The 7588-nt window shown below is 68.8% G+C and carries 5 protein-coding genes, 1 tRNA gene and 1 pseudogene; 4 read left to right on the top strand and 3 right to left on the bottom strand.

The window, feature by feature from the left end:
- Positions 1 to 23: 23 nt before the first annotated feature.
- Both MLGJGCBP_RS12775 and MLGJGCBP_RS12770 read left to right on the top strand, forming a co-directional pair.
- A pseudogene (locus tag MLGJGCBP_RS12775) lies at positions 24 to 167 on the top strand (SDR family oxidoreductase); the annotation flags it as partial.
- A 54-nt stretch (positions 168 to 221) separates the two neighbouring features.
- The gene (locus tag MLGJGCBP_RS12770; RefSeq protein ID WP_160096018.1) at positions 222 to 1880 is read left to right on the top strand and encodes an AMP-binding protein; all 1659 of its coding nucleotides are present in this window, start codon (positions 222 to 224) and stop codon (positions 1878 to 1880) included.
- A gap of 69 nt (positions 1881 to 1949) precedes the next feature.
- Here MLGJGCBP_RS12770 and MLGJGCBP_RS12765 read toward each other — a convergent pair.
- Positions 1950 to 2025, bottom strand: a tRNA-Arg gene (locus tag MLGJGCBP_RS12765).
- A gap of 166 nt (positions 2026 to 2191) precedes the next feature.
- On the opposite strand from MLGJGCBP_RS12765, the gene MLGJGCBP_RS12760 reads away from it, so the two are divergent.
- A complete protein-coding gene (locus MLGJGCBP_RS12760) occupies positions 2192 to 4594 on the top strand; it encodes a phosphoketolase family protein (protein ID WP_160096016.1) in 2403 nt (800 codons plus the stop codon).
- Between the two features lie 9 nt (positions 4595 to 4603).
- On the opposite strand, the gene MLGJGCBP_RS12755 is transcribed toward MLGJGCBP_RS12760, so the two are convergent.
- Positions 4604 to 5338 (bottom strand): DUF305 domain-containing protein, encoded by a 735-nt coding sequence (locus MLGJGCBP_RS12755; protein ID WP_160096014.1) that lies wholly within the window; start codon positions 5336 to 5338, stop codon positions 4604 to 4606.
- Positions 5331 to 6251, bottom strand: a complete 921-nt coding sequence (locus MLGJGCBP_RS12750) for a DUF3105 domain-containing protein (RefSeq protein WP_160096012.1) — start codon at positions 6249 to 6251, stop codon at positions 5331 to 5333. The genes MLGJGCBP_RS12755 and MLGJGCBP_RS12750 overlap by 8 nt, the downstream gene beginning before the upstream one ends.
- Positions 6252 to 6458: 207 nt before the next feature.
- On the opposite strand from MLGJGCBP_RS12750, the gene MLGJGCBP_RS12745 reads away from it, so the two are divergent.
- On the top strand, positions 6459 to 7588 hold a 1130-nt coding region (locus MLGJGCBP_RS12745), incomplete at its 3' end, for an arginine--tRNA ligase (protein WP_160096010.1).

Raw genomic sequence — 7588 nt, 5'->3', positions numbered from 1 at the left:
TTCACCCTCCCGAGTAGTAGACGGCGGTCGAGGGGTCGGTGCCGCTCGGCCGGGTCGGCACACCGGAAGACGTCGCGGGCACCGCGATCTTCCTCTCCTCACGCGCCGGGGCCTACGTCACCGGCATTATCGTCCCCGTGGACGGCGGGATGTCGGGCACACGCTGAACAGCAGGTCACACCACCGGGAACACGGAACGAGCGAGAGGCGGCACGGCGACGATGAGCTGGTACGACGACAGGCCCTGGATGGACCGATACGACGAGAACACGCGTTCGGTGGGGGAGATCCCCGCCCGGACGGCGCTCGACATGTTCTCGGCCGCGGTCGCGTCCGCCCCGGACGGGCCCGCCGTCCGGTACCTCGGCGGCACCCTGAGCTACCGCGAGGTCGACGAACTCAGCGACGGAGTGGCCGCGTACCTCGCGGAGAACGGGTTCGGGAAGGGGGACCGGCTCGCGATCTACCTGCAGAACGTCCCGCAGTTCGTGCTGGCGCTGATCGGCACGTGGAAGGCAGGCGGGGTCGTCGTCCCGCTGAACCCGATGTACCGGGACGAGCTCGCCCACATCCTCACCGACGCCGGAGTCACCGCGATCGTGTGCAGCGAGAACGCGTGGGCCGATCGGGTGGGGGAGCGCGCGTCCGCCGCCGGTGTGCGGATCGCGCTGACCGCCAGCGAACTCGACATCCAGACGTCGGGCGACGCCCGCGTATTCGGGGGAGTGACCCGGGCGCGCGCCGAGGGCGTCCCCGACCTGCTCGAGGTGGCCCGCGCACGCGCGGGCGCCGGCCTGCCGGACCCCGGACTGGACCCGGACGACATCGCGCTGGTGTCCTACACGTCCGGAACGAGTGGAGTCCCCAAGGGCGCTACCAACACGCACCGGAACCTCACCGTCAACAGTTCCATCCTGCGCCTGTACGAGAGCAAACCCGCCGGGTCGCCGATCTTCGCACTCGCCCCGCTGTTCCACATCACCGGCATGGTGTGCCAGTTGCTCACGGCAATCGACCTGGCGTCGCCGTTGATCCTCGCGTACCGGTTCGACGCCGGAGTGGTGCTCGACGCCCTCGAGCGGGAACGGCCGGTGTTCATGGTCGGCCCGTCCACCGCCTACATGGCGCTGATGGCGCACCCCGACTTCTCCGGTGAGCGCTTCGCCTCGCTGGAGGCCGTGATGTCCGGTGGCGCCCCGCTACCGCCCGCCGTCGTCGAACGGTTCCGGGACCTGACCGGCAAGTACATCCGCAACGGGTACGGGCTCACCGAGACCAGCGCGCCGTGCGTCGTCGTCCCGCCGAATCTGGAGGCGCCCGTCGATCCGTCGTCGGGCACACTGGCGATCGGCCTGCCGCTGCCGTCCGCCGTGATCCGGATCGTCGGGGAGGACGGCGCCGACCTCGACCCCCTCGAAGTCGGGGAGATCGCCGTCGACGGACCGATGGTGGTGCCCGCGTACTGGAACAAACCGGAAGCCACGGCGCAGTCGCTGCCCGGCGGCCGGTTGCTCACCGGCGACGTGGGATTCATGGACGCCCAGGGCTGGGTGTACGTCGTCGACCGCAAGAAGGACATGATCAACGCGTCCGGGTTCAAGGTGTGGCCGCGCGAGGTCGAGGACGTCCTCTACCGGCATCCCGCCGTCCGGGAGGCGGCCGTCGTCGGCGAACCGGACAGCTACCGCGGCGAGACCGTCGCCGCATTCGTCAGCCTCCGCCCCGGGCAGACGGTCGAGACGGCCGACCTCGTCGAGTACTGCCGGGAGCGGCTCGCCAGCTACAAGGCACCGCGGCGCGTCGAGATCGTCGACGAACTGCCCAAGACGGCCAGCGGGAAGATCCTCCGACGCGAGATGCGCCGCAGCACCCCGGCCTGAACCTGCCCCCGTTCGTCCGGCAAGAAAAGACAAAAAAACTGCGCCGCGGCAACGCGGCGCAGTTTCTCGTGGTGCCCCCGGCAGGATTCGAACCTGCGACCTTTCGCTCCGGAGGCGAACGCTCTATCCCCTGAGCTACGGGGGCGCACCGGAAAACCGGTGTGCCGATTGGGCTGGCCAATGGTAGCGCATAGGTAGGGGGATCGACCAAATCGGTCCCCCTACTTCGTGGACTCGCCCCGGTAGAGGCCCGAACACGCCTAGTGTCGGGAGGACGTGGACGCTCGCGAACTCTCGGGGAGGGGTCGAGAATGACCGATGTACGGCAGCCGGGGTCGCAGGATTCCGACGGGCACTATTCCGATGCCGACCTCGAGTCGGACCTCCGGTGGTGGGCGGCGGCCAACTATCTGACGGTCGCGCAGATCTACCTGCAGGACAACACGCTTCTGCGTGAGCCGCTGCGCCCGGAACACATCAAACCCCGGCTGCTCGGGCACTGGGGAACGAGCCCGGGGCTGTCGATGATCTACGCCCTGCTGAACCGTCTCATCCGCCGGACCGACACCGACTGCCTCTACGTGACCGGTCCCGGTCACGGTGGTCCGGCGCTCGTCGCCGCCACGTACCTGGAGGGGACGTACTCGGAGGTGTATCCGGGCGTATCCCTCGACGCCGCCGGTATCCACCGGCTCTGCAGACAGTTCTCGACGCCGGGCGGTATCCCGAGTCACGTCAGTGTGCAGACTCCGGGCAGCATCCACGAGGGCGGCGAACTCGGCTACGCGCTCGCGCACGCCGCCGGGGCGGCGTTCGACCACCCGAATCTGTTGGTGGCGTGCGTGATCGGCGACGGCGAGGCGGAGACGGGGCCGCTGTCCGCGTCGTGGAAACTGCCCGCATTCCTCAATCCGGAACGCGACGGGGCGGTGTTGCCGATCCTGCACGTCAACGGTGCGAAGATCGCCGGGCCCACCGTCTACGGCCGCAGCAGCGACGCCGACGTCGAGGCGTTCCTCGGCGGTCAGGGGTGGGCGCCGGTCGTCGTCTCCGGCGACGACCCGCGGCAGGTCTTCCCCGCGTTGCATCGCGCCCTGTCCGACGCGCACACCACGATCTCCGACCTTCGGCGGGAGGCGCGGGCAGGCAGGCGCAGCGCCGCGAAGTGGCCGGCGATCGTGCTGCGAACCCCCAAGGGCTGGACCGGTCCGCACACCGTCGACGGCGTGCTCGTCGAGGGCACCCACCGGGCGCATCAGGTTCCGCTGTCGGGGGTCCGGACCGTCGAGGCGCATCTGCGTCAACTCGAGGAGTGGATGCGGTCGTACCGCCCGGACGAACTGTTCGACTCGTCCGGCGCACTCGTGCCGGACCTCGTGCGGCTGGCGCCGCAGGGCGACAAGAGGATGGGTTCGTCGCCGTACGCGAACGGCGGCCGCCTGCGGGTGGATCTTCCGGTGCCGCCCCTGGAGAAGTACGCGCTCCCCATCGAGAAACCCGGCACCACCCACCACGAGACCACCCGGGTGCTCGGCGAATTGCTCCGCGACCTCTACACCGCCACCACCACGCCCGACGGCGGTGGATACTTCCGGCTGTTCTGCCCGGACGAGACGTCCAGCAACCGGTTGGGCGCCGTCTTCGAGGTGACCGACCGGTGCTGGCAGCTACCGGTCACCGACTACGACGACGGACTGTCGGCCCGTGGCCGGGTGATGGAGGTGCTCAGTGAGCACCTCTGCGAGGGCTGGCTGGAGGGGTACCTGCTGTCCGGGCGGCACGGACTGTTCGCCAGCTACGAGGCCTTCGCCATGGTGAGCGTGTCGATGCTCGTCCAGCACACCAAGTGGCTGCAGCATGCAGTGGATCTGCCGTGGCGGGCGCCGGTGGCGTCGCTGAACGTGCTGCTCACCAGCACCTGCTGGCGCAATGACCACAACGGGTTCAGCCACCAGGGGCCGGGCATGATCGACGCCGTCGTCCCGCTCGCACCGGACGTGGTCCGGGTGTGGCTCCCACCGGACTCGAACACGCTGCTCTCGATCGCCGACCACTGCCTCCGCAGCACCGATCACGTCAACCTCATCGTGGTCGACAAGCAGCCGCACTTGCAGTACCTGACCCTCGGGGAGGCGCACGCGCACTGCGCGGCCGGGGCGTCGGTGTGGGAGTGGGCGGGAACGGAGTCTTCTCCGGGCACCGAACCGGACGTCGTGCTCGCCGCCGCCGGGGACGTCCCGACCCAGGAAATTCTCGCCGCCGCGCAGTTGCTGCGCGAACACACCCCGGAACTGGTCACCCGGGTGGTCAATGTCGTCGACCTGATGGGGCTGCTCACACCCACCGAGCACCCGCACGGATTCGACGCGCGCACGTTCCTCGACCTCTTCACCGCGGACACGCACGTGGTGTTCGCGTTCCACGGGTACTCGCGCGCCGTCCACGAGTTGTTGCACGGACGTCCTGCACCGGACCGCTTCCACGTCCGCGGTTTCAGCGAACAGGGGACCACGACAACACCGTTCGACATGGTCGTGCTCAACCGGATGAGCCGCTACCACCTCGCACTCGCCGCGCTACGTCGCACCAGGCGGGAACCGGCCGGTGCCACGGAGTTGGCCGACTTCTGCCTGCGGCAACTCGAACGGCACGGCGAATACGTCGTCGCGCACCTCGAGGACATGCCCGAGGTGCGCGACTGGACGTGGTCGTGACGCCGGACGTCAGTTCATCGGCAGGGGAGTGGCGCCCTTCGCGGTGAGCATGTTCGTCATCACCGTCGCTTCGCTCTGCTGGGTGTCGACCATCGTCTGAGCGAGGCTGCGGACCGCGTCTTCCGACGCGTGCTGGGCCGCGTACTCCATCATCGGGAGCCCGCCCTGGTGGTGCCGCAGCATCAGCTGGAGGTACAGGACGTCGACGGCCGGGCCGGTGGCCTGACGCAATGCGGCCATGTCCTCCGACGACGCCATGCCGGGCATCTTCGACATCGACCCCATATGCGCGTTCTCGGCAGTCCCGTGGCTGTGACCGTCCGAGTGCTCCGACTCCATCCAGCCCATGTAGCCGCCGGACGGCAGACCCGGCTGATCCCACAGCGCGAGCCAGCCCTGCATCTGTCCGAGCTGGTTCTGCTGCGTGGTGAGGATGTCGTACGCGAGGCTGCGGACCGCCGGGTCGGTGGCATTGGCCAGCGCAATCGCCGACATCTCCACCGCCTGGCTGTGATGCACGCTCATGTCCTGCGCGAATCCGACATCGACGGAACCGGCCTCGGGAACCGGGGTACCGGAGTCCTCGAGCGGAAGCCGGGCGAGAAACCCGAGCGCGAACCCGAGGGCGATGGCCCCGATCAGCCCGATGACCAGGAGCGCTGTGCGCTGACTGGGCCGGGCCGGGGCCGCGTCGTCGACGGAATCGGTCTCGGGTCCGTGCCCGGTGTCGGCAGAACTAGCCATTGCCGCCCTCGGCCGGGGCCTGCTGCAGATCGGACGGCAGCTGCAGGTCGCTCGGGAGCTGCATGCCGCTCGGCAGCTGCGCTCCCGCGCCGCCGGATTCCGACTGGTCGGGGCTGATTCCGCCACCGTCCATCGGCACCGCGTCCGCGCCCGGCGTGGACGGGTCGAACGGCGGCGGGTTGTCCGGGTCGAAACCGGAGCCCGGGATGGACGAGCAGCTCGCGCCGACCTCGGGATACGTGTTCTTGTTGATCCGCAGTGCGGTGATGAATTGGTCGATGCGCTCGTCGTCGACGCTGTCCACCTTCAACTGGTGACCCCACGACTGCAGGGAGACGGGGCTGTCGAGGCCCGGGTACGGCGACATCAGCGTGTACGTCTCGCCGTCCACCTTGTCCTTCAGCGTCTCGACCTGGTCGGCGGACAGCTCGTCCGGGTTGTAGGCGATCCACACGGCGCCGTGCTCGAGCGAGTGCACCGCGTTCTCGGTGCGGATCGCGTTCGGATAGACCGTGCCGGTGCACGTCGCCCAGATGGCGTCGTGCGGGCCGCCGAATGGCGGCGACTGGTCGTACGCGACGCGCTGCGTCGGCTGGATGTGAATGCCTGCCGGGTAGTCGACCTTCAGGACGCCGTCGATGTTGACCGACGGGTCGGGGTTCTCGGCGCTCGGCGCGTACTTCGCGGCCTCTTCCTTCGCCTGATACTTGGGAATCAGGTTGATCGCGAGGACCGCCACGAGCGCGAGAACGGCCGCTCCGGCGCCGATCGTCAGCCAGGGGATGTTCCGGGGAGCGGACGCGCCGCCCTTGACTTTCGTTCCGCCGCTCTTCTTCTTGGCGGCCTTGATGGCCTTCGCCGACTTCGCGCCCGAGTTCTTATCGGGACCGCGACTTTCCGAACCGCTTGGCATCGATTGTGATCTTTCGGTGTGTGGGTTACGGGCGCTCGACCCCCGGCGACCGGGAGCTGAGAGCCGGGACTCAGGGCGGTCCCACTCTACTTACCCACCCTGAGCGCAACCTGGGAGAGTGGCCGGGGCCACGCTCGCCTGCGGTCGCCGGGACTCGCGGCAAGCCGGATCACCGCTCGGGACGCGTTGGCCATAGGATAGATACCTGTGACTCCAGCTGACCTTGCCGAACTGCTCCGCGGAACCGCCGCGAAAGTGCTCGCCGAACGCGGACTCGACGTGTCCGTGCTTCCCGAAACTCTCACGGTCGAGCGTCCGCGCAATCCCGAGCACGGCGATTACGCCACCAACGTCGCGATGCAGGTGGCCAAGAAGGTCGGTACCAACCCGCGTGAGCTGGCCGGCTGGCTCGCCGACGCGCTGACCGCGGCCGAGGGTATCGACAGCGCCGACATCGCGGGCCCGGGCTTTCTCAACATCCGCCTGGCCGCCGACGCGCAGGGTGCGATCGTCGCGAAGATCCTCGAGGCTGGTGCCGCGTTCGGGTCCGGCCACACGCTCGACGGCAAGAAGATCAATCTCGAGTTCGTCTCCGCGAACCCCACCGGCCCCATCCACCTCGGTGGAACCCGCTGGGCCGCCGTGGGCGACGCGCTGGGCCGGATCCTGTCCACCCAGGGTGCAGCGGTCACACGTGAGTACTACTTCAACGACCACGGCGCCCAGATCGACCGGTTCTCCCGTTCGCTGATCGCCGCCGCCAAGGGCGAGCCCGCCCCGGAGGACGGATATGCGGGCGCCTACATCGCCGACATCGCCGCCGACGTGCAGCGGCAGCGCCCGGACGTGCTGGACCTGCCTGCGGGTGAGCAGCAGGAGGTCTTCCGCGCCATCGGCGTCGACCTCATGTTCGCGCACATCAAGCGCACCCTGCACGAGTTCGGCGTCGACTTCGACGTCTACTTCCACGAGAACTCGCTGTTCGAGTCCGGCGCGGTGGAGAAGGCCGTCCAGACGCTGAAGGACTCCGGCAACCTCTTCCCGGAGGACGGCGCCTGGTGGCTCAAGAGCACCGACTTCGGCGACGACAAGGACCGGGTCGTCATCAAGAGCGACGGCAACGCGGCGTACATCGCCGGCGACATCGCCTACTTCCAGGACAAGCGCTCCCGCGGCTTCGACCTGTGCATCTACATGCTCGGCGCGGACCACCACGGGTACATCGGCCGGCTGAAGGCGGCCGCGGCCGCGTTCGGTGACGACCCCGACACCGTCGAGGTGCTCATCGGCCAGATGGTGAACCTGGTCCGCGAAGGTGTGGCCGTGAAGATGAGCAA

The organism is Rhodococcus sp. T7, from assembly GCF_009872365.1.
Lineage (GTDB): Bacteria > Actinomycetota > Actinomycetes > Mycobacteriales > Mycobacteriaceae > Rhodococcus_F.
The sequence above is the reverse complement of the archived record's forward strand: the minus strand, read 5'-3'. Positions and strand labels throughout refer to the sequence as shown.

What these genes read in the sequence shown, in the direction of transcription:
- MLGJGCBP_RS12755 (WP_160096014.1), bottom strand. Translation starts at nt 5,338, where the DNA reads ATGGCTAGTTCTGCCGACACCGGGCACGGACCCGAGACCGATTCCGTC.
- MLGJGCBP_RS12770 (WP_160096018.1), top strand. Translation starts at nt 222, where the DNA reads ATGAGCTGGTACGACGACAGGCCCTGGATGGACCGATACGACGAGAAC.
- MLGJGCBP_RS12760 (WP_160096016.1), top strand. Translation starts at nt 2,192, where the DNA reads ATGACCGATGTACGGCAGCCGGGGTCGCAGGATTCCGACGGGCACTAT.
- MLGJGCBP_RS12750 (WP_160096012.1), bottom strand. Translation starts at nt 6,251, where the DNA reads ATGCCAAGCGGTTCGGAAAGTCGCGGTCCCGATAAGAACTCGGGCGCG.